Origin of the sequence: Actinokineospora auranticolor (assembly GCF_041897805.1) — a bacterium.
In the GTDB taxonomy this organism is placed as follows: domain Bacteria; phylum Actinomycetota; class Actinomycetes; order Mycobacteriales; family Pseudonocardiaceae; genus Actinokineospora; species Actinokineospora auranticolor.
Map to the genome: position 1 here is coordinate 581,048 of NZ_CP154825.1, position 20,435 is coordinate 601,482.

General features: G+C 72.0%; 19 protein-coding genes and 1 pseudogene. 12 read left to right on the forward strand and 8 right to left on the reverse strand.

Features of this window, described 5'->3' with window-relative positions; genetic code table 11:
- Nucleotides 1-138: 138 nt before the first annotated feature.
- From V5P93_RS02910 to V5P93_RS02925, 4 genes are read left to right on the forward strand one after another with little or no spacing between them, the layout of a single operon-like run.
- The gene (locus V5P93_RS02910) at nt 139-3,114 is read left to right on the forward strand and encodes a nitrate- and nitrite sensing domain-containing protein (protein ID WP_104477558.1); all 2,976 of its coding nucleotides are present in this window, start codon (nt 139-141) and stop codon (nt 3,112-3,114) included.
- Entirely contained in the window at nt 3,111-3,536 is a 426-nt protein-coding gene (locus V5P93_RS02915; protein WP_104477556.1) for a roadblock/LC7 domain-containing protein, read from the forward strand. The genes V5P93_RS02910 and V5P93_RS02915 overlap by 4 nt, the downstream gene beginning before the upstream one ends.
- A 30-nt stretch (nt 3,537-3,566) precedes the next feature.
- Nucleotides 3,567-4,292, forward strand: coding sequence for a DUF742 domain-containing protein (locus V5P93_RS02920; protein ID WP_104477554.1), 726 nt, complete (start codon nt 3,567-3,569; stop codon nt 4,290-4,292).
- Nucleotides 4,273-4,878: an ATP/GTP-binding protein gene (locus V5P93_RS02925; RefSeq protein WP_104477552.1), complete on the forward strand. Its 606-nt coding sequence runs from the start codon at nt 4,273-4,275 to the stop codon at nt 4,876-4,878. The genes V5P93_RS02920 and V5P93_RS02925 overlap by 20 nt, the downstream gene beginning before the upstream one ends.
- A gap of 778 nt (nt 4,879-5,656) precedes the next feature.
- On the opposite strand, the gene V5P93_RS02930 is transcribed toward V5P93_RS02925, so the two are convergent.
- Entirely contained in the window at nt 5,657-7,900 is a 2,244-nt protein-coding gene (locus V5P93_RS02930; protein WP_104477550.1) for a helicase-associated domain-containing protein, read from the reverse strand.
- Nucleotides 7,901-7,977: 77 nt separating this feature from the next.
- On the opposite strand from V5P93_RS02930, the gene V5P93_RS02935 reads away from it, so the two are divergent.
- The 4 genes from V5P93_RS02935 (at nt 7,978) to V5P93_RS02950 (ending at nt 11,114) form a co-directional block, all read left to right on the forward strand.
- Nucleotides 7,978-8,160 carry a hypothetical protein gene (locus tag V5P93_RS02935; protein ID WP_104477548.1) on the forward strand — a complete coding sequence of 61 codons (183 nt, stop codon included), beginning with the start codon at nt 7,978-7,980 and terminating at the stop codon, nt 8,158-8,160.
- Nucleotides 8,161-8,285: 125 nt separating this feature from the next.
- Nucleotides 8,286-9,671, forward strand: coding sequence for an NAD-dependent malic enzyme (locus V5P93_RS02940; RefSeq protein ID WP_104477546.1), 1,386 nt, complete (start codon nt 8,286-8,288; stop codon nt 9,669-9,671).
- Nucleotides 9,672-9,732: 61 nt separating this feature from the next.
- A complete protein-coding gene (gene moaC / locus V5P93_RS02945; RefSeq protein WP_181043340.1) occupies nt 9,733-10,209 on the forward strand; it encodes a cyclic pyranopterin monophosphate synthase MoaC in 477 nt (158 codons plus the stop codon).
- Nucleotides 10,206-11,114 (forward strand): molybdenum cofactor biosynthesis protein MoaE, encoded by a 909-nt coding sequence (locus V5P93_RS02950; RefSeq protein WP_104477542.1) that lies wholly within the window; start codon nt 10,206-10,208, stop codon nt 11,112-11,114. The genes moaC and V5P93_RS02950 overlap by 4 nt, the downstream gene beginning before the upstream one ends.
- 3 nt (nt 11,115-11,117) lie before the next feature.
- Here the strand turns inward: V5P93_RS02950 and V5P93_RS02955 are convergent, their stop codons facing one another.
- The 4 genes from V5P93_RS02955 to moaA form a co-directional block, all read right to left on the reverse strand.
- Nucleotides 11,118-11,480: a VOC family protein gene (locus tag V5P93_RS02955; RefSeq protein WP_181043339.1), complete on the reverse strand. Its 363-nt coding sequence runs from the start codon at nt 11,478-11,480 to the stop codon at nt 11,118-11,120.
- A 135-nt stretch (nt 11,481-11,615) separates the two neighbouring features.
- Nucleotides 11,616-12,290, reverse strand: a complete 675-nt coding sequence (locus V5P93_RS02960; protein WP_104477539.1) for a transglycosylase family protein — start codon at nt 12,288-12,290, stop codon at nt 11,616-11,618.
- Between the two features lie 440 nt (nt 12,291-12,730).
- The gene (locus V5P93_RS02965; RefSeq protein ID WP_104477537.1) at nt 12,731-12,994 is read right to left on the reverse strand and encodes a MoaD/ThiS family protein; all 264 of its coding nucleotides are present in this window, start codon (nt 12,992-12,994) and stop codon (nt 12,731-12,733) included.
- 107 nt (nt 12,995-13,101) lie between these two features.
- Complete coding sequence (moaA, locus tag V5P93_RS02970) at nt 13,102-14,184, reverse strand: GTP 3',8-cyclase MoaA (RefSeq protein ID WP_374065260.1); 1,083 nt, start codon at nt 14,182-14,184, stop codon at nt 13,102-13,104.
- A gap of 114 nt (nt 14,185-14,298) precedes the next feature.
- Here moaA and V5P93_RS02975 point away from each other — a divergent pair, with 114 nt between their 5' ends.
- The 3 genes and pseudogenes from V5P93_RS02975 to V5P93_RS02985 all read left to right on the forward strand — a co-directional run.
- On the forward strand, nt 14,299-14,730 hold the full coding sequence (locus V5P93_RS02975) for a molybdopterin-binding protein (protein WP_104477533.1): 432 nt from the start codon (nt 14,299-14,301) through the stop codon (nt 14,728-14,730).
- 9 nt (nt 14,731-14,739) lie between these two features.
- Nucleotides 14,740-15,531, forward strand: a complete 792-nt coding sequence (locus V5P93_RS02980; RefSeq protein WP_104477531.1) for an HAD-IIA family hydrolase — start codon at nt 14,740-14,742, stop codon at nt 15,529-15,531.
- Nucleotides 15,532-15,629: 98 nt separating this feature from the next.
- Nucleotides 15,630-16,445: pseudogene (locus V5P93_RS02985) on the forward strand (metallophosphoesterase family protein); the annotation flags it as partial.
- 217 nt (nt 16,446-16,662) lie between these two features.
- Here V5P93_RS02985 and V5P93_RS02990 read toward each other — a convergent pair.
- Nucleotides 16,663-19,035, reverse strand: a complete 2,373-nt coding sequence (locus tag V5P93_RS02990; RefSeq protein ID WP_104477529.1) for a P-loop NTPase fold protein — start codon at nt 19,033-19,035, stop codon at nt 16,663-16,665.
- Between the two features lie 4 nt (nt 19,036-19,039).
- Nucleotides 19,040-19,414, reverse strand: coding sequence for a YccF domain-containing protein (locus tag V5P93_RS02995; protein ID WP_104477527.1), 375 nt, complete (start codon nt 19,412-19,414; stop codon nt 19,040-19,042).
- Nucleotides 19,415-19,493: 79 nt separating this feature from the next.
- On the opposite strand from V5P93_RS02995, the gene V5P93_RS03000 reads away from it, so the two are divergent.
- Complete coding sequence (locus V5P93_RS03000) at nt 19,494-20,132, forward strand: HAD family hydrolase (protein ID WP_104477526.1); 639 nt, start codon at nt 19,494-19,496, stop codon at nt 20,130-20,132.
- A 38-nt stretch (nt 20,133-20,170) separates the two neighbouring features.
- Here V5P93_RS03000 and V5P93_RS03005 read toward each other — a convergent pair whose 3' ends face one another.
- Nucleotides 20,171-20,362, reverse strand: coding sequence for a hypothetical protein (locus V5P93_RS03005; protein ID WP_104477524.1), 192 nt, complete (start codon nt 20,360-20,362; stop codon nt 20,171-20,173).
- Nucleotides 20,363-20,435 lie beyond the last annotated feature (73 nt).

The window sequence follows — 20,435 nt, forward strand, 5'->3', positions numbered from 1 at the left end:
ACCTCCACTGGGGTAGTTGTCCGTTGGAGCAGGCCTGCTGAGCGACGGGCTACTGGCTCGGATGCAGGGAGTGTGCTGGCAGTGCCCGATCACACCACTGGGGTGGTCTCAGGCCCAGGGAAAGACGGTGGTGCCGCCGTGGCAGACGTAGACAGCGAGGCGGTCATCGCGAACGCCCGCCCCACCGGTCGCAAGACCGTGGAGGGCGGCTCGCGCTGGAAGCTCCGCAACTGGCGCCTGCGCACGAAGCTGGTCGCCGTCCTCATGGTGCCCGTCATCACCGCGGTCGCGCTGGGTGTGCTGCGCGCGACCGAGGACCTCAAGCGAGCCGACACCTTCGAGCAGGCCGCCGCCAGCGTCACCGCGACCCTGGACGTCATCGCGCTGGTGCACGAGATGCAGACCGAGCGCAACCTGATGGTCTTGTACGTCGCGGGCGGCCGCAAGGGCGACTCCGGCAACGTGCAGGGCCAGATCCAGCGGACCAACGCGTCGCTGACCAAGCTCAGCCAGACCGTCTCCAAGACCTCGACCACCAACGGCGACCTGCTCACCTCGCTGAGCAGCAGGCTCGGCGCGGTCGAGGCCATCCGCGACGCCGCGCAGAACAGCCAGTACCCCGACGTCGCGGTCTACCAGTCCTACACCGCGCTGCTGGAGAACGTGCTGGCCGCGGGCTCCGAGTTCACCGCGTCGCTGGCCCAGCCCGAGATCTCCCGGCTGGCCGCCGCCTCGCTGGCGATCGTGGAGGCCAAGGAGTTCCTCGGCCGCCAGAACGCCATCCTGATGATCGCCGCCGCGCGCGGTGCCTTCCCGGCCGGTCTGCTCAACCAGGCCCGCGCCGCGGAGGCCAGCTACAACGCCTCCATCGCGACCTTCCGCGCCAACGCGGACAACAGCGAGGCCCAGTTCTTCTCCGACACCTTCTCCGGTGCCGAGGTCGACGACCGCGAGCGGCTCAAGCAGACCGCGTTCGTGCACGCCGACAAGGGCACCACCGTGGACGTGCCGGTCACCCGGCTCTCCTCCGACGCCACCGCCACCGCGGCCTCGCTGAAGAAGGTCGAGGTCACGCTGCTGGCCAAGCTGCGCAACCTGGCCGCGCAGTCCGCCGACGACGCCAAGACCAGCGCCTGGCGCGACTCGCTGATCGTGTTCTTCGCGATCCTCGCCGCCCTGGTCGTCACCTTCATCGTCGCCCGCTCGCTGCTGGTGCCGCTGCGCGTGCTGCGCCGCGACGTGCTGGACGTGGCGAACCGGCGGCTGCCGGAGACGGTCGGCCGGATCCTCGCCGACCCCGACCCGGTGGAGGCGGCGAAGAACGCCGTGGAGCCGGTGCCGGTGTTCACCAGGGAGGAGACCGGCCAGCTGGCCCGCTCCTTCGACGCGGTGCACGACCAGGCGGTCCGGATGGCGACCGAGCAGGCGCTGCTCCGCGACAACATCAACTCGATCTTCGTCAACCTGTCCCGCCGGTCGCAGACCCTGGTCGAGCGCCAGCTGTCGCTGATCGACCGGCTGGAGCAGGACGAGCAGGACCCCGACCAGCTGGCCAGCCTCTTCGAGCTCGACCACCTGGCGACCCGCATGCGGCGCAACTCCGAGTCGCTGCTGGTGCTCTCCGGCTCCGGCCTGAGCCGCCAGCTGTCCCGGCCGGTGCCCGCCGCCGAGGTCGTCGGCGCGGCGGTCTCCGAGGTCGAGCAGTACGCCCGCATCGAGGTGCTCTCCGCCCCCGAGGTGGCGGTGCAGGGCCGCGCGGTCTCCGACCTGGTCCACCTGATCGCGGAGCTGCTGGACAACGCGACCTCGTTCTCCGAGCCGGAGAAGAAGGTCTACGTGCGGATGGCCGTGACCCGCAAGAAGGAACTGGCCATCCAGATCACCGACTCCGGCGTCGGCATGAGCGACGACGAGATCGAGGCCGCCAACGCGCGCCTGGCCGACCCGCCCGACCTCGACGTCTCGGTGACCAGGCGAATGGGTCTGTACGTGGTCGCCCGGCTGGCCAAGCGGCACGAGGTCAAGGTCCGGCTGCGCGACAACGAGGACATCGAGGGCGGTCTGATCGCCCGGATCACCGTCCCGTCCAACCTGGTGCAGACCTCCGGGTCGGCCCAGCCGACCAGCATCGTGGCGCAGACCCCGAGCCTGGGCGACACCGCGGTCAAGGCCAGCGGCATCGCGGGCGCGTTCAGCGGCGGCACGCCGCGGTCGCGCACCGAGGGCGCGGGCCTGCTCGCGGAGTCCCAGGTCGACCGCCCGGCCGAGCAGGTCGCGGGCTACCCGGCCTTCGACCCGACCGCCTTCGGCGCCAACGGCAACCCCGAGGACACCGGCGGCTGGGGTCCGCCCGCGTCCCCGGAGGAGATCAGCGCCCGGCTCAACGGGCACCTGGTCGACGACCAGATCACCGGCTCGCTGTTCGGGCTCCCGCTGCCCGAGACCGCGCCGGACGCCGACCACGACGACGCGGGCACCTACAACCCGGTGACCCCGCGCGACGAGCAGCCGCGACCCGACCGGGGCGTCGACGCCCCGACCGAGCGGCTGCCGATCTACGAGGCCGTGCTCTCCCAGTGGTTCGAGGCCGGTGACACCGGGTCCACCCCGCCGGTCACCAACGGCCACACGCTGGACGACGAGGACACCGAGCCCGAACCCGCGCACACCGGCGAGGAGACCCAGGTCACCGAGCCGGTAGCCGCCCCGGTCGAGGACGCGGACGGGGACGAGGCCCCCGAACCGCAGCCGGAACCGGAACCGGAGCCCGAGCCGGTGACCGCCAAGGCCGACGCCTGGCGCTCGCCGGGCGACGACGGTTGGCAGCGGGCCCGGGCCCTGCTCGACACCTCGGCGGAAACCATCACCACGGCGGGCCTGCCCAAGCGCGTCCCCAAGGCGCACCTGGTTCCGGGCTCCGCCGCCCCCCGGGAGGAGACCACCGCGGAACAGCCCGCGGTGCCCCCGCTGCCTCCACGTTCGGCGGACGCCGTCCGCGGCCGCATGTCCAGCTTCCAGCAGGGGGTCCGGCGTGGCCGGCATGCCCTCATCGACGCCTACGCTGGTGACCAGACCGGTTCAGACGAGAGCCGCCAAGACGAGGAGCAGGAGTGACGACCGCGTCCGTACAGCAGCCCGGTAGCTTCGGGTGGCTCATCACCGACTTTGTCCGCCAGGTGCCCGGCGTGGCGCACGCCGTGGTGGTGTCCGCCGACGGGCTGCTGCTCGCGGGGTCACAGGGCTTGCCCCGAGACCGCGCCGAACAGCTGTCCGCGGTCGCCTCCGGTCTGGTCAGCCTGACCGCCGGGGCGGCGAGGTGCTTCGAGGCAGGTGGCGTCAACCAGACCGTGGTCGAGATGGACCGGGGCTACCTGTTCCTCATGTCGATCTCCGACGGTTCGTGCCTGGCCGTGCTCGCCGCGCCGAACTGCGACATCGGCCTGATCGCCTACGAGATGACCCTGCTCGTCGAGCGGGTCGGCCAGCAGATGACGCCGGAGCTGCGCGCGCAGCTCCAAGGCGCGCAACGCAGGTAGCAGCGGGCGAAACGACCGGGGTGAGACGAGATGAGCACGGGCCGCAGACCCACCAGCCGACGCGCCGAGGACGACTTCTCCTACCGGGACCTGTTCGAACCGGAAGCGGCTTTCGGCGACGCGGAGTTCGAACACCCCGGCGAACAGCAGGACGAGCCTGATCGGAGGCTGGCCGACATGTCGGAGCGAGGTTGGGACGAGATGTCCGAACCGGGACTCGGCGAGCCGCCGAACCGGTTCGACATCGACGGGTTCCGCGCCCGCCTGTTCGGTGGGCCGAGCGCCACGCTCTACGGCGACCCCGGCATCCCCGCGCAGTCGGACTGGGACAGCAAGGAGATCCCCGCCGTCCCGGCCGAGCCGGAACCCGAGCTGGAGCTCGAGATCCCGGACCCGGCCGAGCTCGCCCCGCACGAGACCGGCTCCCTGGTCCGCCCGTACACCAAGACCGGGGGCCGCACCCGGTCCGACTACGATCTGGCGATCGAGGCGCTGGTGTCCACCAGCGACCGGGGCAAGCACCCCGACGCCGCCGTCCGGCCGGAGCACCGGTCGATCTGCGGTCTGTGCCTGGACACCCGCTCCGTCGCCGAGGTCGCCGCCCACCTCCGGCTGCCACTCGGGGTGGCGCGGGTACTGATCGGTGACATGGCCGGTATGGGCCTGGTCTCGATCCACCAGAGCGGCATGGTCGTCGGTGACCGGCCGTCGATCGAATTCATGGAAAGGGTGCTCAGTGGGCTCCGCAAGCTCTAGTCCTCTCAGCGCGCGCGGCGCTAACCCACAGCCGACCACCTCGGCCAAGATCGTGGTCGCGGGCGGGTTCGGCGTGGGCAAGACGACCCTGGTCGGGTCCGTCTCGGAGATCGTCCCGCTGACCACCGAGGCCGTCATGACCGAGGCCAGCGTCGACGTCGACGACCTGTCGTCGACGCCGAACAAGGTCACCACCACGGTCGCGATGGACTTCGGCCGCGTGTCGCTGGACTCCGACCTGATCCTGTACCTGTTCGGCACCCCGGGGCAGCACCGCTTCTGGTTCATGTGGGACGACCTGGTGCGCGGCGCGATCGGCGCCATCGTGCTGGTCGACACCCGCCGCCTCGCCGACGCCTTCGCGTCCATCGACTTCTTCGAGGACCGCGGGCTGCCTTACGTGATCGCGCTGAACTGCTTCGACCGGGTTCTGCACCACCGGATCGACGACGTCCGCGAGGCGCTGACGGTGGAGCCGACGGTGCCGATCGTGACCACGGACGCGCGGGACCGGGACTCGACGAAGGAAACGCTGATCACGTTGGTGGAGCACGCGATGCACCAGCGGATGTCGCGGGCGGTCTGAGATTTCTGGTTGCTGTGAGGAGCCCCCGGTTTCGGGGGCTTTTCGCTTTTTCGGGGGTTGTCCACAGGCTTGATCGTCTTTGGCGCTGGGTGTCGGTGTGCGTCGGTAGGATGGTTACCGGGGGCCGGAGGCGTGGGTTGATCTTGCTGGCTGTGTCTGTTTTGGCTGGTGGGGTGGGGGCTTGGGCGCGGGGTGTTTCGTCCCGGCGTGGTTGGGTTCTTGTGATCGTGTGGAGGTTCTGACCTAGCGTGGTCGCGTTCTTGTGATCGCGTGGACGTTTTGACCCAGCGTGGTTGGGTTCTCTCGTGGTCCTAGCGCGAGTTTTCGAGCGTTGCTCGATGGGGTGAATTGTCTTTGCGCGGGGCCCCTACGAGCCTGCGGTGGGGAAGAGCGGTGGGATGGGCAAGCCACCCCACCTGCGGGAGAGCTTGGCAGGCTCGTCCCCCCACACAAAGACAATCCACACCCATCGAGCAGTTCAGACGGGCGCGGTGGGTTCAGTGGTGGGTCAGGCTGGCAGACGTCGAGGGCCGGCGGGTTCGGCTTGGCGGGGTGGGGGAAGTTGCGGGGGCGCTGTGGTGGGTGGGGGAGTGCCGCTTGAGTGGGTAGGTGGGTTCGGTTGGCGGGGCTGGGGAAGTTGTGAGGAGGCTGCGGCAGGTGGGCGAGGGTGGCTTGGCGAGGTGGTTGGAGCCGCCAGGCCGAAAAGGGAGCTGGCCGTGGCTGCGACCAAAGGGTGAGTTGTCGCAAGGGGTGCCTGGGGCGAGCTGGGGTGTGAGGGTTAGGACTCGACCAAGGCCGCTGTGGTGATGCGGTGCAGTGGTACCCGCCGGATCTCGTCGGTTGACGGGTCGCGGCCTTCCAGTACGCCGCCGCCGATGCGCTGGGGTTCCAGGACTCGTTGGCTGGCCACGCCGTGGGCGTCGACCACGCCGACCCAGACCGCTTGTCCTGCGCGAGCGGCTTCTTGGAGCAGGGCCATGGTTTGTGCCGTGTTCGCGCCCGCGCCCGCCGACGCGGTGACCGATCGGCCCCGCTTGCTGTCCGCCGCGCGGTCGCCCGCCCGCATGGCCAGGACCATGTCCGAGACCTGTTCGTCGTCCGGTTGGCGGCTGGCCACCTTGCGCACCGCGCGGACCGGGGCCTGGATCCGTCGGCCGGTGGGGCGCAGGTCGACGACCTGGCCCTCGTTGTCCTCCGCCGCGGGCGCGAACCCCAAGGCCCGCAGCTCGTCCAGGATTTCCAGCAGCGGCAGGGGGCTGACCAGGACCGTTGGCGCGATTTTGCGCAGTCGCAGGGGGGCCGCCGCGGCGGAGGCCGCCACCTCGGCGATCAGGGCCGGGTCGTCGCAGCGCAGGAAGGACGTGGCGGCGCCGCCGCGCAGCCTGCCGTGGCGGCGGGCCACGTCGTCGATCATGTAGGTCAGGGACTGCGGGACCGGGGTCTTCGACTTGGTGCGGAACAGGTCGTGCAGGTCCCCGGCGGTGCGGCCCGCGTCCAGCGCGCGGCGGACCGTGGACTCGCTGACCCGGTAGACCGTCGCGCTGCCCGCCGACTCCACGTCCGCGACCTCGTTGACCAGTGCCGCCAGGTGCGGCTCCAGCGGGCCGGGGGCGACGACCGTCAGGTCCGCCTGCACCAGCACGTGGTCGATCGGCTCCGGCAGCGCCTCCGCCATCCGCTTGGCCGCGGCCGCCGCGCCCTCCTCCAGCAGGGCGCGGCCCGGGCCGGTCAACGCGCCCAGGGCGACGATGCCCAACGCCGTCGCCTCGGTCAGGGTCCAGCGCACGACCTCGTCGCGCAGCCGCCCGCCGCGCCGGGGGGCGCGCCAGGCCAGCAGGGCGGCCAGGTCGTCGGGGTCGGTGACGCCGGTGCCGGGTTTCAGGTCCGCGAGCACCCGCAGGACCCGGGCGCGCTCCAGCGGCGCCACCGGGCGGCGAAGGTCCTCCGACAACGGGGCGAGCAGCCGCTCCTTCGCGTCGCGGTGGCCGCCGATGCCCGGGAGCCGGGGCAGGTCGAGCCACGCCGAGGCGAGGGCCGCCCACCGGTTGGCGGGGGAGGCGGTCAGCCACACGTCGCTGTGGTGGGTGGGGACGTACTCGGGGTTGGCGGACTCGTTGTCGGCCACCAGGGACGCGCCGACGGCCACCTCCACCAGGACGATCGCCTCGCGCTCGCCGATGTCCATGACCTTGGTGAGCTTGCGCAGGTCGCGCACGCCAAGACCGCCGGACTTGAGCACCGGGGGCGGGTCGTCGGACCACATGCGCAGCAGGGTCTCGGTGTGCCGGATGATCTCCAGCGTCGCGCCCGCCCCGGTGGAGTCGACGGCCTTGTTGGCCTTGGTGCGCAGCGCGGGCTCTTCGAGGACAGGCGCCCGCGCGCCCTTCAGCACCAGACCGACCTGCTGGGGGAGTTCGACGGTGTTGGCGTCCACGCGCGTGAGGAGCCCCCGGGCCAAGAGGCGCTGGATGGGGGTCTTGGCCTCATCGAGGGTCGGTACGGTCGCCGCATCCCGGGTGTTGCCTATAGGGCCGTTGGTCGACAGACGCGTCAAGATGCCGCGTTCGTCCTCGGGTAGCGCCAACAGCGCAGCTGCGATGTCCACACCGTCCAGGGCCGCCGACGGCCTACCGAGCCCGGTGGGGACAAGACCGCCCGCCTCCCGCGCAGCGGGCACCAGCGACACCGCGTTGTCGGGCCCCCAGGCGACGGCCAGCGACCGGAGCCGGTCCACCGCCTCCGCCAGCCGCATGGAGCTGACCTCGACACCGACATCGAGCCCGATGGCGCTAACCGGCGCACGGTCGGCACCGAGTGCCAAGAGCGCGTCGAGCACCACAAGGGTGAACGTGTCGAGCCCCTCGGCGGCCCGCGCCACCGAGGCCCGCGACGCCGCCCGGGTGGCCAGCACCGAGGTGTCGGCCGGACGGGGGGTGGCCAGGTCGGGGCGCGCCCGCAGCACCGCCGCCAGGTAGGCGTCATCCTGGGTGCGCAGCCAGTCGGTGAGCGTGGTGCCGGACACCCTGACCACGGTATACGGCCGCCCGGTCCGATAGCCTCATGAGGCACGCGCGGGTGTGCGTGAGCCGAGGAGGAGCCGTGGGCAAGACCGCCAAGACCGACCGCATCGACCCGACCTGGGCGGGCGACGACGACAAGGGCTCCCACCCGGTCACCGAGCTCACCTCCGACCGCCAGGGCGCGCTGTCCCCGTTCGGCGACATCACGTTCCCGCTGGAGACGATCCCGTACGTGCACCCGGAGACCAAGATCAACCGCTGAGGTCGTTCGGCCGTCCCGCGTCTCGACCGGCCAGGCACCCGTGCGCACCCGGCTCAAGGGCTGTGCGCCACGGGGCTAGGCTTTCCGGGTAAATCTGTGAATTGCAACCCACCCCGGAGAGTCGCATGCCCGTTCCCGGTCCCGGTTACTCGATCACCGTCCGGGTCGAGGCGCCGCCGTCGGCGAGCGCGGCCGGGGACCTGACCAGCGCGGTGGGCCGGGTCGGCGGTGTGATCACGGCGTTCGACGTCGTCGAGTCGCACAGCGACCGGGTGGTCGTCGACATCACCTGCAACGCGATGTCCGCCAACCACGCGCGCGACATCACCGAGGCGCTGGAGTCGCTGCCCGGGGTCGCGGTGCGGAAGGTGTCCGACCGGACCTTCCTCATGCACCTCGGCGGCAAGATCGAGGTCACCGCCAAGGTCGCGCTCCGCAACCGCGACGACCTCTCCCGGGCGTACACCCCGGGTGTCGCCCGGATCTGCCAGGCCATCGCCGAGAACCCGGACGACGCGCGCCGCCTCACCATCAAGCGCAACACCGTCGCCGTGGTCACCGACGGGTCCGCCGTGCTCGGGCTGGGCAACCTCGGCCCGGCCGCCGCGTTGCCGGTGATGGAGGGCAAGGCCGCGCTGTTCAAGAAGTTCGCCGGGGTCGACGCCTGGCCGGTGTGCCTGGACACCCAGGACACCGAGGAGATCATCCGGGCCGTCGAGCTGATCGCGCCGGTCTACGGCGGCATCAACCTCGAGGACATCGCCGCCCCCCGCTGCTTCGAGATCGAGGCGCGGCTGCGCGACAAGCTGAACATCCCCGTCTTCCACGACGACCAGCACGGCACCGCGATCTGCGTGGTCGCGGCCCTGCGCAACGCGCTGCGCGTGGTCGGCAAGGACATGTCAGCCGTCCGCATCGTGGTCTGCGGGGTCGGCGCGGCCGGGTCGGCCATCATCCGGCTGCTGTCCCAGCGCGGACCGGCCGACATCATCGCCGTCGACATCGACGGGATCGTGCACCGCGGCCGCGAGAACATGGACGCCAACATGGCGTGGGTCGCGGCCAACACCAACCGGGCCGACGTCTCAGGCCGCCTGCACGACGCCCTGGTCGGGGCGGACGTGTTCATCGGCGTCTCCGCGCCCAACCTCTTCGGCGCCGACCAGGTCGCCACCATGGCCGAGGGCGCCGTGGTGTTCGCGCTGGCCAACCCCGACCCGGAGATCGACCCGCTGGAGGCGCAGAAGCACGCCGCCGTGGTCGCCACCGGCCGCTCGGACTACCCGAACCAGATCAACAACGTGCTGGCCTTCCCCGGCGTCTTCCGCGGCCTGCTCGACGCCCAGGCGCACGGCATCACCGACGCCATGCTGCTCGCCGCGGCCGACGCGCTCGCCGACATCGTCGACGGCGACCGGCTCAACCCGTCGTTCATCGTGCCGAGCGTGTTCGACGCCGCGGTCGCCCCGGCCGTCGCCGAAGCCGTGCGCAAGGCCGCCACGGCGGGCTGACCCGCTCGACCCGCCCCCGCTGTGCCCGTGTCCCACCCTCCCGCCCACTAGCATCGGTGGGGTGGGCGAGTTGAGCCATGTGGACGACACGGGCGCGGCGCGGATGGTCGACGTCACCGCCAAGGACATCACCGACCGGATCGCGGTCGCCAGCGGCGTGCTGCGCACCACGAGAGCGGTCGTCGACCTGCTCCGCCGCGACGGCCTGCCCAAGGGCGACGCGCTGGCCACCGCGCGCATCGCCGGGATCATGGGCGCCAAGCGCACGCCCGAGCTGATCCCGCTGTGCCACCCGCTGCCGCTCTCCGGCGCCAAGATCGACCTCGTCCTGGTCGAGGACGAGGTCCGGATCACCGCGACGGTCCGCACCACCGGCCGCACCGGCGTGGAGATGGAGGCGCTGACCGCCGTGGCGGTGTCCGGTCTGACCCTGCACGACATGGTCAAGGCCGTCGACCCGGCCGCGGTGCTCGACGCCATCCGCCTGGAGCGCAAGGACGGCGGCAAGTCCGGGACCTGGACCAGGGAGCAGGCATGACCCGCCACGCCCGCGTCGTCACCGCGTCCAACCGCGCGGCGAGCGGTGTCTACGAGGACAAGACCGGCCCCGTGATCGTCGCCTGGCTGCGCGACCGCGGCTACGAGACCCCGGACGCCGCCGTCGTCCCCGACGGCGAGCCGGTCGAACGCGCCCTGCGCGCGGCGGTGGGCGTCGACGTCGTCATCACGACCGGCGGCACCGGTATCAGCCCGACCGACCGCACCCCCGAGGCCACCCGGGCGGTCATCGACCACGAGGTCCCCGGCCTGGCCGACGCCATCCGCGCCGCCGGGCTGCCCAAGGTCCCGACCGCGGTGCTGTCCCGTGGGGTCGCGGGGGTCGCGGGCCGCACCCTGGTCGTGAACCTGCCGGGGTCGACCGGCGGGGTGCGGGACGGGCTGGGCGTGCTCGACGCGGTCCTGTCCCACGCCGTCGACCAGCTCCGCGGCGGCGACCACCCCAGGACCCCGACGCCCGCCGGGGCGCTCGTCGCCCGCGCGGACGTCAGCGAGTCCCCGATCTCGGTCGAGGAGCACGCGGAACTGGTGGAGAACGCGGCCGCGGGCGCGGTCGTCACGTTCGCGGGCGTCGTCCGGGACCACGACCGCGGCCGCTCGGTCCACGGGCTGACCTACGAGGGGCACCCCGGCGCGAAAGACGTCATCGCGGAGGTGGCCGCGGACATCGCGGCGATTCCCGGGGTCCGCGCCATCGCGGTGAGCCACCGGATCGGTCCACTGGCCATCGGGGACGTCGCACTGGCCTGCGCGGTCTCGGCGGACCACCGGGCGGAAGCGTTCGCGGTGTGCGCGCGGCTGGTCGACGAGGTCAAGGCGCGGCTGCCGATCTGGAAGCACCAGCGCTTCGCCGACGGCACCGACGAGTGGGTCAACTGCCCGTAGGCGTCAGTTCCGGACCCACAGGCAGAACGGGTGCCCGGCGGGGTCGAGGAACACCCGCACGTCCTCCTGCGGCTGGAACTCGGCCAGCACCGCACCCTCGGCCAGCGCCTTGGCCCCGGCCGCGCGCAGGTCCGCGACCTCGATGTCCAGGTGCGCCATCATCTGCTGCCGCCCGCCGCGCGTCGGCCAGGTCGGCGCCACGTACGCGGGCTCGGTCTGGAAGGAGAGCCCGGTCCCGCCGCCGGGCGGCCGCAGGGTCACCCAGTCCGCCTCGTCCGCACCGCGGGGCCAGCCGAGGAGGCGCTGGTAGAAGCCCGCCAGCTCCTGGGCGTCCCGGGAGTCGAGCACGGAGGCGGTCAGGGTCATCCACGGTCTAGATCCCATACCGCCAGGCTAGGTCGGTTCCGGAGGCCGCACCGAATGGCCCCTGACAACGGCTCGGCCCCCGCCGCTCCAACAGGGCAGGAGCGGCGGGGGCCGGGAAACGAGCCGGTAAGGCGCTTACTTGGTGGCGATCTTCTGACCCACCAGGATCAGGTTCGGGTCACCGATGAAGTCCTTGTTCTTCTCGTGCAGCGACTGCCAGCCGCCCGAGACACCCTGCTGGGTGGCGATCTTGGACAGCGTGTCGCCCGCGACCACGGTGTAGTCGCCGTTCGGGTTCGACTTCGACACGGCGGCGGTCGTCGCGGCCACGGGGGCCACCGCGACCGGAGCGGTCCGGGTCTCGGTCTTCGGCGCGGTCTTGGTGACCTTCTTCGGCGCCGTCGCCTGCTTCTTGGCGGGGGCGGCGGCCTTCTTGGGCGCGGAAGCCGACTTGGCCGACCCGCCCTTCTTGCCGCACACGGGCCACGCGCCGATGCCCTGGGTCTTGAGCACGTTCTCCGCAACGCGGATCTGCTCGTCGCGAGAGGCGTTGTGGGCGCTGCCCGAGCCGCCGTTCGCCTTCCAGGTGCTGGGGGTGAACTGCAAGCCGCCGTAGTACCCGTTACCGGTGTTGATGTTCCAGTTGCCGCCGCTCTCGCACTGGGCCACAGCGTCCCAGTTGACGGACTCGGCGGAGGCGGGGGTCGCGGCGATCGCCATCGGGGCACCGACCGCGACGCCTGCGACGACGACGCGAGCGATGGTGCGCTGGGCGGCGGTCTGCTTGCGGTGCTTGCCACGGTAGGACATTTGGGTCTCTCCTCCCGCGCCTGCGCTTGCCGCGCTGTGGGTTGGACCTCGTGGGCCCGACCGACCGGAGTCGGCCACCGCGTCGCGCACCGGGGTGCTCGTCGTGGTCCCTCGCCCCTGTCCGAGAGTTCGCTTTCGCTCGGGGTTGGTTCCCGAGAGCCCGCCGAACAGGGTTTGGCGCTGCGAACTCCCGGGTCTAGCGCGGCTGGTCGGGGCCAGCCGGAAGCGACGGTACGTAACGGTGAGGGGATTGGAAAACTCCACGGGGCGTGACCGTCGTCACAGTAACGGCGCGCAACCTTCCGCGATCCCTGGCGTTTAGCCAGGTCAGCGCGTCGCACCGGGCTGTTATTTGGCCGTGTCCAACCCGAGATAAATAACCGTCGGTGAGTTCTGGCTCACGTCTGTTCCCCGGGTACTAGGCCAACTGGGAACGGCCATCACCCGCCCGCGAATGGCGGCAGGACGTCGAGTCCGGTGCCGTGCGGCACCGGGGTGGCGCGGTCGCGCACGGCGACGCCGTCGAGCAGGAAACTGGCCGCGGCGAGCACCCGCGCGAGCCCGTCGCCGTGCCGGGCCGCGATGCTCGTCACGGCGTCCGCGACGGTCGCCCCGTGGGGCAGCGAGACCTCTTCTTCGTGCACGCCCGCGGCCGCGCGCGCGCCCGCGAAATACCGCACCCTCACGACCGTGTTCACACCCACCCCACCCCACCGCCTCTCCGGAGAAGTTCCCTCGTTCGGCCCCGCCCGGTTTCGCCCGTTCGGGTTACGGCCGGACCCGGGTCCGGCCGCCGATCGCGCCGAGTGGACTACCCGCCGATCGCGCTCATCGGGCGGATCGGCTGGGCGAACCCGGCCTCGTTGATCTCGTGCCCGGCGAGCTTGGCCCACATCGTGGCCCGCCACCGCCGGGCGACCTCCTCGTCGGGCAGCCCCGCGCGCAGCGGCGCCCGCAGGTCGGTCTCGGTCTGGCTGAACAGGCACGACCGCAGTTGGCCGTCCGCGGTCAGCCGGGTGCGGTCGCAGTCGCCGCAGAACGGCCGGGTCACCGACGCGATCACGCCGACCTCGCCGGGGCCGCCGTCGACCAGCCACCGCTCGGCGGGCGCGGCGCCGCGCGGGCGCGGGCTCGGCGTGAGCTCGAACTCGCGGCCCAGCGCGGTGAGGATCTCCGCGGCGGTGATCATCTCGGCGCGGTCCCAGCCGTGCTGCGCGTCGAGCGGCATCTGCTCGATGAAGCGCAGGTGGTAGCCGTGGTCGAGGCAGTAGCGCAGCAGCGGCGCGGCCTCGTCGTCGTTGCGCCCGCGCACCAGCACCGCGTTGACCTTCACCGGGGTCAGCCCGGCGTCGCGGGCGGCGGCCAGGCCGTCGAGCACGTCGGCCAGCCGGTCCCGGCGGGTCAGCTCGGCGAACCGCTCCGGCCGCAGGGTGTCCAGCGACACGTTGATCCGGTCCAGGCCCGCTGCGGCCAGCGCGGGCGCGCGGGCGGCCAGGCCGATGGCGTTGGTGGTCATGGAGATCCGCGGTCGCGGGGCCAGCGCGGCGGTCGCGGCGATGATCCCCTCGACGCCGCGCCGCAGGGTCGGCTCGCCGCCGGTGAACCGCACGTTGGTGACCCCGAGGCGCTCGACCGCGATCCGGACCAGCCGGACCACCTCGTCGTCGGTCAGCCGGTCCGCCCGGGGCATCCAGTCCAGCCCCTCGGCGGGCATGCAGTATGTGCAGCGGAGGTTGCACCGGTCGGTCAGCGAGACCCGCAGATCGGTCGCGACCCGGCCGAAGCGGTCGACCAGCAGTGGGGAATCCGGTCTCGGCGGGGCCCCCGGCGCCGACGCGGGGTCCTGCGCCCCAGTGCCGCGGATGCCGGGAAACCCGAGGTCAACGGCTGTCACCCGATCCAGGGTAGCCCTCGTCGCCGACCCGGTGGACACCCGGCGCGAGCGGTAGCTCACCATTCACCTCACACCGGGCAGCCGCGCCGCAGCTGCGGAACTAATGTCTCTGCCATGCCGTATTTCAGGGTCGCCGAGGCCGCCCGGCTGCTGGGGGTCAGCGACGACACCGTGCGCCGCTGGGTCGAGCAGGGGCACCTCGCCGCCGAGGTGGACGGCGCGGGCCGCAAGGTCGTCGACGGCGCGGTGCTCGCCGCGTTCGCCCGCGCGCAGGCCACCGAGGTGCCGGACCCGACCGGGGTCGGCCGCTCGGCCCGCAACCGGTTCGTCGGGTTGGTCACCGAGGTCAAGGCCGACGCGGTGATGGCCCAGGTCGAGTTGCAGTGCGGCCCGCACCGGGTGGTGTCGCTGATGAGCACGGAGGCGGTGCGCGAGCTGGAGCTGGTCCCGGGGTCGCTGGCGGTGGCGCTGGTCAAGGCCACGCAGGTGATCGTGGAGACACCGGACCGAGTGGTCCAGTCCACTCGGCACCCGGCGGCTGGGTAGCCTCTCGCCATGAGCGGCCGGTGGACCTACCTGATGGACATGGACGGGGTGCTGGTGCACGAGGAGCACCTCATCCCGGGCGCGGACGTGCTGATCAGCGAGCTGACCGCCGCCGCGACGCCCTTCCTGGTGCTGACCAACAACTCCATCTACACCCCGCGCGACCTGCGCGCCCGGCTCCTGCGCACCGGCCTCGACGTGCCCGAGTCCGCGATCTGGACCTCGGCGCTGGCCACCGCGAAGTTCCTCGACACCCAGCGCCCCGGCGGCTCCGCCTTCGTCATCGGCGAGGCCGGGCTCACCACCGCGCTGCACCAGGTCGGGTACGTGCTCACCGACCGCGACCCCGACTACGTGGTGCTCGGCGAGACCCGCACCTACAGCTTCACCGCGATCACCCGGGCCATCCGGCTGATCGAGGAGGGTGCCCGGTTCATCGCGACGAACCCGGACGCCACCGGCCCCAGCCGCGAGGGCTCGCTGCCCGCGACCGGCTCCGTGGCCGCGCTGATCGAACGCGCCACCGGCCGCGCGCCCTACTACGTGGGCAAGCCGAACCCGTTGATGATGCGGTCCGCGCTGCGCGCGTTGGGGGCACACTCGGAGACGACGCTCATGATCGGCGACCGGATGGACACCGACGTGCGCAGCGGATTGGAGGCGGGGTTGCACACGATCCTGGTGCTGTCGGGGATCTCCGGGGCGCAGACCGCGGACCTGTTCCCGTACCGGCCCACGCTGGTGCTCGACTCGGTCGCCGACCTGGTCGGCCACACCGCCGACCCGTTCGCCCAGCGGTAGTTCGGCCGGGGGTGGGTGTGGTCACGTTCGGTATCCGCTGGCCGTCGGGCTTGGCGATCACTGCGCGTCGCCGTCGCGGCTCCCCTATCGTCGTCGCTGTGCAGCAGGACAGCCCCGAGGCGGACGGCGCGGGGGCGACCTACGTGGTCGGCGACGTGCACGGGCACCGCGACGAACTGCTCGACGCCCTGCGCGAAGCCGGCCTGGCCACCGCCGACGGCGAGTGGGCGGGCGGGTCGGACCACCTGTGGTTCCTCGGCGACTTCGTCGACCGCGGCCCGGACGGCATCGGTGTGATCGACCTGGTCCGGTCGCTGTCCGACAGCGCCGCCGCGGCGGGCGGCCGGGTGGAGACCCTGCTGGGCAACCACGAGATCCTGCTGCTGGGCATGCACCGCTTCGGCGACGAGGAGGTGCCGTCGGACTTCGGCCCGCGCAGCTTCGCCCGCAGCTGGCAGATGAACGGCGGCAAGGGCACCGACCAGGAGGCCCTGACCCCCGCCCACGTCGAGTGGCTGGTCAGCCGCCCGGTCCTGGCGCTGGTCGGCGACCACCTGCTGATGCACTCCGACACCACGGAGTACCTGGGCTGGGGCGTGGACATCCCGACGATCAACACCGCCGTCGAGGGCATCCTGCGCTCGGACGACATCAGCCAGTGGTGGGAGGTCTGGCGCCGGATGACCACCCGCTACGCGTTCCGCGGCCCCGACGGGGAGCAGGTGGCCCACGCGCTGCTCGCGGCCCTGGGCGGCGAGCAGATCGTGCACGGCCACAGCGTGATCGCCGACCAGCTCGGCATCCTGCCGACCGAGGTCGACGGGCCGCTGCGGTACGCGGGCGGCAAGGTGCTGGGCATCGACGCGGGCCTGTTCGTCGGCGGCCCGTGCCTGGTCGTGCGGCTGCCGTGGGAGTCGGCGACCGAGGAACCGGACGAGGCTGACCGACCGGTCTCCCCAGTGGAACCGAGCTCCGACGAGCCCGCGGCGGCCGACGAGCCCGATGAAGCCGTCGAGGTCGTTGACGCCGAGGAAGTCGTCGAAGCCGAGGACTCCGCGGAGGTTGAGGAACCCACCGAGGCTGCCGAGTCCGCCGAGTCGTCCGTGATCGACGAGCCCGAGAAGCCGGGGACTAGCGCAACCGCTGACTGAGCGCGGCGACGTTCACCGCGTCGAACTCCCGCAGGAGCGCCCGAATCCCGCTCGCCGCCTCCCGGTCGGAGTGGCCGAACCCGAGCCTGCCCACAACGGTGTCCCACTCGAGATCGTCGTCGACCGCGGCCGCTAAGAGACCAAGCCCACGTCCACCCCCAACGACCTTGCCGAGCGCGTCCTGGTACCCCGGCCACCGCGTCGCCAACTCCGCCACCGCGATCAACTCGCACGCCCGGTCCACCGACGGCGCCCCATCGGCCAACGTCACCACGCGCAGGTAGAACTGCCACACCGTGATGAGCCGCTTGTACTCACGGACCGTCCCGCTCTCCTGCGCCGCCAACCGCCGCCGCAACACGCCCCGCACCACCGGATGCCGCTCCAGCGGCACCGCCTCCACCGCGCTCGGCGCCTCGGCGACGACCGGCACCGCAGTCGCGGTGTCGGTCGTGGACAGGTCGTCGCGCACGTCGAGCTCGCGCATGGTTCCGCGCGCTTGGTGCTGGACCGGGCCGAGGTGGTGGTCGAGCACCGGGCCGGTGGCCTCCTCGGCGATGGCGGGCAACCGGACCGGGAGCTGCACGAGCTTGCGCAGGAACGTCCACCCCGGACTCGGGTCGTGCGGGTGCCGGACCCGGCCGCCGTCGGCGAGGTCCCGGTAGGAGTGGTCGATGTGCGCCGCGACGGTCCCCGGGTCGAGCCCGATGACGAACCGCGTGCGCGGCAGACCGCCGCAGATGAACACGTTGATCGCGCTCAGCACCTCCGCCGTGGTGTGCGGGAGGCAGCGGTCGAGGTCGTCGATGAACACCACGAGGTGCCTGCCCGCGCCCGCGAGTTCGCCGAGCAGCTCACCCACGTCGTGCTGCGTGAGGTAGAGGTACCCGGACCGCGCGTGGTAATACGGGTCGCGCACCGCCGGGTCCGTCGGTGGCGCGGTCTGGGTGAACGCCCCGCTGGTCAGCGGCCCGTGGAACAGCTCGCTGGGCAGGAAACTCGCCGCCCGGCCCCGGAAGAACCGGTAGGCGGTGTGCGTCAGCCCCGCGACCAGCAGCGCGGCGGGCAGCAGCACGAACCAGCCCGGGGTCAGTCCCAGGAACCGGCCGCTGGACTGGTCGCGGGCCAGCAGGCTCGCGACCGGGATGCCCAGCGCCAGGGTGCCCGCGGCCAGCAGCGGCGACCTGATCCGCCGCCAGATCGCGCGCCGCAGCCCGGGCCGGTCGATCTTGCCGAGGTTGCGGGTGAACCAGAACCGCTGCCGCGACTCGGCGTCCGGGTAGACCGCGTCCTCGACCGCCTTGGTCAACTCCCGTGCCAGCCCGGCCCAGACCTGCTGGTCGGACTGGTACAGCCACGAGTTGAACTCCACGACCACCGGTGTCGAACCGGGCCGCGGCTCGCGCGCGGGTTCCGGCGGTGGCCTGCGCAGCAGCGCGCAAGCCCGCGCCACGCGCAGCGGCGGGTCCGGCGGCGGTGCCGCGCAGGTGCCGGAGACTTCCCGCTTGACCAGGTCCAGCAGCGTGCTCTTGCCCGAACCCCACGGTCCCTCGATGGTGACCACCGTGGGCCCGCGGTCGTTGTCCGGTGGCTCGCGCAGGGTGTCGGCGAGCACGGTGACCAGGTGCGCGCGGTCCAGCAGGTCCCGATCCGCGCGCTGGTCGCCGAAGCCCCGGATGCGCACCGGGCCGAGCCGGTCGGCGGTGTGGTCGCGCGCCGCCGCGTTGCCGACGAACGGCAGGTCCTCCTCGCCCCACCCGGTCAGCACGGGCAGCTTCCAGTCGTCCCGCGCCATGTCCGCGATCAGGCGGTCCGCGACCTGCCGGAAGGTGAGGGTCGGGGGACCACCCTCGATGCCGTTGGTCAGCACGTCCGCCAGCCCCGCGCTGTAGGCGCTGCCCGCGGCGGCGAGCAGGTACCCGCGCGGCGCCACCCCCACGGGCGCGTGCCGGGCGTAGCCGGTTTCCAGCGCCAGGTACGCGGTTTCGACGTCGCTGCTCGCGATCGCGTTGGTGAGCACGCTGACCGGGAACCACGTCGAGGTGACCCCGGACACCGAGGAACCCTGGGCCAGGTGGGTTTCGCCGTCGAGGTGCGAGTGCCCGGAGTAGTAGACGAGCAGCCGCCGCGTCCCGGCCACGGCCCACGCGATGGCGGCCACGTAATCGGGGCGTTCCGGTTCGGTCACCACCAGTAGACGGTCCGGGGTGACGCCGCACCGGTCGAGCAGCGCACGGCGCACCCGGTGCACGCGGCTGGTGGACAGCGGCATGGGTGAGAGCCGGTCCTCGGCCGCGTACCCCGCGATGATCAGCAGGACGCGGCTGTCCGGGGCCGCCAACGCCAGGTCCACGCGCCTACGCCGTGGGCACGATCCGGGAACCCAGCGGGACCAGGGAGATCGGGATCATCTTGAAGTTGGCGATGCCCAGCGGGATGCCGATGATCGTGACGCACAGCAGCAAACCCGTCACGACGTGGCCCAGCGCCAGCCACCAGCCCGCGAAGACGATCCAGATGAGGTTGCCGATGGCGGAGCCCGCGCCCGCGTCGCGGCGGGGCTCGATGGTCCGGCCGAAGGGCCAGAGGGCGTAGTTGGCGATCCGGAAGGAGGCCAGGCCGAACGGGATGGTGATGATCAGCACGCAGCAGATCACCCCCGCGATGACGTACCCCACCGCCATCCAGAAGCCGCAGAAGAAGAGCCAGATCACGTTCAGCAGTAGGCGCACGTGATCAGTGTCGCGCAAGTGGGCGGGGGAGTGTGGTCCGCTCACTAGGATCGGGTGAGCGGAGAGGGGACGCGCGCACATGGGCCTGGCTGTCGGTTTCGACCTCGACATGACCCTGATCGACCCCCGGCCCGGCATGGTCGCCGCGATGGCGGCGCTGGCCGCGGAAACCGGTTTCGACCTCGACGGCGAGCACTTCGCGGCCAACCTCGGTCCGCCGCTGGAGGTGGCGTTCCGCGGATTCGCCGTACCGGAGGCGCGGATACCGGCGCTGGCCACCCGGTTCCGAGCCATGTACCCGGAGTACGTGGTTCCGGTCACCATCGCGCTACCCGGCGCGGGTGCCGCGCTGGAATCGGTGCGCGCCGCCGGTGGCCGCACATTGGTGGTGACCGGGAAATACGAGCCCAACGCCGCGCGGCACATTGCCCAGTTCGGTTGGCACGTCGACGCGCTGGTCGGTAACCGCTGGTCGGTGGCCAAGGCCGAGTCGCTGCGCGAACACGGCGCCGCGGTTTATGTCGGCGACCACGAAGGCGATATGGCGGGCGCGCGGGCGGCGGGCGCACTCGCGGTCGGCGTCACAACCGGCCCGTGCACGGCCGAACAACTGCGCGCCAGCGGGGCCGACGCGGTTCTGACGAGCCTCGAGGAATTCCCCGCCTGGCTATCCGAGTACCTCAATACCGGTGGTTACCAGTCCCAAAAGCCCTTGTAGCCACGAGGGAAATCCCTCTACCCTGGCGAATAAGTGATCTAGCGGTTGCGGACCAACCGGACCACACCCAGCACCAGACCGGCGGGCAAGGCCATCGACACCGCCCACAGCCAAGAGGCGTGCCGGTCGAACAGGCTCAGGGTGAAGATGGCCACAACCGCCAGCAAGCCGAGGCCGAACAGCAGGAAAGCGACGCGCATCGGCAGGTCGCGGTGGGTCTGGGCGGTCATGGGAACAGGATAAGCGCCCCGTTCGTTTCGACCACCGCGAAGGCGGTGGTAACGCCTGGGCGGGGCTGAGGCG

Coding starts and splice junctions, on each gene's coding strand:
- V5P93_RS02920 (WP_104477554.1), top strand. CDS start 3,567: ATGAGCACGGGCCGCAGACCCACCAGCCGACGCGCCGAGGACGACTTC.
- V5P93_RS02940 (WP_104477546.1), top strand. CDS start 8,286: ATGCCCGTTCCCGGTCCCGGTTACTCGATCACCGTCCGGGTCGAGGCG.
- V5P93_RS02950 (WP_104477542.1), top strand. CDS start 10,206: ATGACCCGCCACGCCCGCGTCGTCACCGCGTCCAACCGCGCGGCGAGC.
- V5P93_RS02955 (WP_181043339.1), bottom strand. CDS start 11,480: ATGACCCTGACCGCCTCCGTGCTCGACTCCCGGGACGCCCAGGAGCTG.
- V5P93_RS02960 (WP_104477539.1), bottom strand. CDS start 12,290: ATGTCCTACCGTGGCAAGCACCGCAAGCAGACCGCCGCCCAGCGCACC.
- V5P93_RS02975 (WP_104477533.1), top strand. CDS start 14,299: ATGCCGTATTTCAGGGTCGCCGAGGCCGCCCGGCTGCTGGGGGTCAGC.
- V5P93_RS02980 (WP_104477531.1), top strand. CDS start 14,740: ATGAGCGGCCGGTGGACCTACCTGATGGACATGGACGGGGTGCTGGTG.
- V5P93_RS03000 (WP_104477526.1), top strand. CDS start 19,494: ATGGGCCTGGCTGTCGGTTTCGACCTCGACATGACCCTGATCGACCCC.
- V5P93_RS03005 (WP_104477524.1), bottom strand. CDS start 20,362: ATGACCGCCCAGACCCACCGCGACCTGCCGATGCGCGTCGCTTTCCTG.